Source organism: Halegenticoccus soli (genome assembly GCF_002844195.1).
GTDB lineage: Archaea > Halobacteriota > Halobacteria > Halobacteriales > Haloferacaceae > Halegenticoccus > Halegenticoccus soli.
This window is the reverse complement of sequence record NZ_KZ537954.1, coordinates 1-2545: the sequence shown is the minus strand read 5'-3', so window position 1 is coordinate 2545 and position 2545 is coordinate 1. Positions and strand designations below refer to the sequence as shown.

Here is a 2545-nt window from a genome sequence, read left to right as displayed (position 1 = left end):
GGATCTCCGAATGGGAATCCCCACAGCAATTGCTTCGCGCAATGGGGAACGCCGGGAATTGAAACATCTCAGTACCGGCAGGAAAAGAAAGCAACCGCGATGTCGTCAGTAACGGCGAGTGAACGCGACGCAGTCCAAACCGAAGCCGCAAGGCAATGTGGTGTACGGACTGGCTCTCATCGCCGGACCGTCTTCGTGAAGTCTCCTGGAACGGAGCGTGAGACAGGGTGAAAACCCCGTAACGAAGGCCAGTACGGCGTGCGTCAGCTCCAGAGTAGCGGGGGTCGGATATCCCTCGTGAATTTCGCTGGCATTCACAGCGAAGACTAAACACTCCTCGAGACCGATAGCGAACAAGTAGCGTGAGCGAACGCTGAAAAGCACCCCGAGAAGGGCGGTGCAATAGGGCTTGAAATCAGGTGGCGATAGAGCGACGGGGCGTAAAAGGCCTCTCGGAAAACGAACCGGACGCGAGTCCGCAGTAGGAACCGAGAGGAGCCGACGTTCCGTCGTGCGTTTTGAAAAACGAACCAGGGAGTGTGCCTGTTTGGCGAGTCTAACCCGAGCATCGGGGAAGGCGCAGGGAAACCGACACGACCGCAGCATCCGCGAGGGTCGCCGTGTTCAAGCGCGGGGAGCCAAGCGGGCACGACCCGAAACCGAGTGATCTACACGAGGGCAAGGTGAAGCGTGGCGAAAGCCACGTGGAGGCCTGCTAGAGTTGGTGTCCTACAATACCCTCTCGTGACCTTCGTGTAGGGGTGAAAGGCCCATCGAACTCGGCAACAGCTGGTTCCGACCGAAACATGTCGAAGCATGACCTCCGCCGAGGTAGTTCGTGGGGTAGAGCGACCGATTGGGTGACCTGACTCCGAGAGGAGTCAGCCACCCTGTCAAACTCCGAACCTACGAACGCTGTCGACGCGGGGAGTCCGGTCTGCGGGGTAAGCCTGTGGACCGTAAGGGAGACAACCCAGAGCCGGGTTAAGGACCCAAAATGTGGATTAAGTGCGATTGAAGCTGGTCTCGAGCCCTAGACAGCCGGGAGGTGAGCTTAGAAGCAGCTACCCTCTAAGAAAAGCGTAACAGCTTACCGGCCGAGGTTCGAGGCGGCGAAAATGATCGGGGCTCAAATCCACTTCCGAGACCTGGCGGCGCCCCTCACAGGGTGATCCAGTAGGTCGGCATTCCGTTCGGGTGGAAGCACGGGCGAGAGTTCGTGTGGACCGAGCGGTAACGAAAATCCTGGTCACAGTAGCAGCGAGAGTCGGGTGAGAACCCCGACGGCCTTACGAGCAAGGGTTCCTCGGCACTGCCAATCAGCCGAGGGTTAGCCGGTCCTAAGGCCCGCCGCAATTCGAGCGGGTCAAAAGGGAAACAGGTTAATATTCCTGTGCTATCGTGCACTCAAAGCCGACGCCTCGGGGTCAGCTGAGCCGGGCCTTCGCCCGGTCGAACCGGAGAACGCCGTGGAAGCCGTCACGGCACGAAGCGGCCGAAATCCGGGATAGGGAAACTCGACGGTACCTGGGGCCCGTGAAAAGGCAAGCACGGTGACCGTACCGAGATCCGACACAGGTGCTCAGGCGGAGAAAGCCAAGGCCTGTCGGGAGAACCGACGTTAGGGAATTCGGCAATTTAGTCCCGTACGTTCGCAAGAAGGGATGCCTGCTCCGCGACGGAGCAGGTCGCAGTGACTCGGACGCTCCGACTGTCTAGTAACAACACAGGTGACCGCAAATCCGCAAGGACGAGTACGGTCACTGAATCCTGCCCAGTGCGGGTATCTGAACACCTCGTACAAGAGGACGAAGGACCCGTCAACGGCGGGGGTAACTATGACCCTCTTAAGGTAGCGTAGTACCTTGCCGCTTCAGTAGCGGCTTGCATGAATGGATCAACGAGAGCGTCGCTGTCCCAACGTTGGACCCGGTGAACTGTACGTTCCAGTGCGGAGTCTGGAGACCCCCAAGGGGAAGCGAAGACCCTATAGAGCTTTACTGCAGGCTGTCGCTGGGACATGGTCGCTGATGTGCAGGATAGGTAGGAGCCGTTACACAGGTACCCGCGCCAGCGGGCCACCGAGGCACCCGTGAAATACTACCCGTCAGTGACTGTGACCCTCACTCCGGGAGGAGGACACCGGTAGCCGGGCAGTTTGACTGGGGCGGTACGCGCTCGAAAAGATATCGAGCGCGCCCCAAGGTTTCCTCACTCGGGTCAGAAACCCGAGGAAGAGCGCAAGAGCACACGGAAGCCTGACAGTGATCTCCCCAACGAGGATCGCTGACGCGAAAGCGTGGTCTAGCGAACCGACGAGGCTCCTTAATGGGGCCCGTCGATGACAGAAAAGCTACCTTAGGGATAACAGAGTCGTCACCGGCAAGAGCACATATCGACCCGGTGGCTTGCTACCTCGATGTCGGTTCCCTCCATCCTGCCTGTGCAGAAGCAGGCAAGGGTGAGGTTGTTCGCCTATTAAAGGAGGTCGTGAGCTGGGTTTAGACCGTCGTGAGACAGGTCGGCTGCTATCTATTGGGGGTGC

1 rRNA gene is annotated in these 2545 nt (G+C 59.1%); it reads left to right on the top strand.

The window, feature by feature from the left end:
* Nucleotides 1-2545 (top strand): 23S ribosomal RNA (locus CNO20_RS00005); the annotation flags it as partial.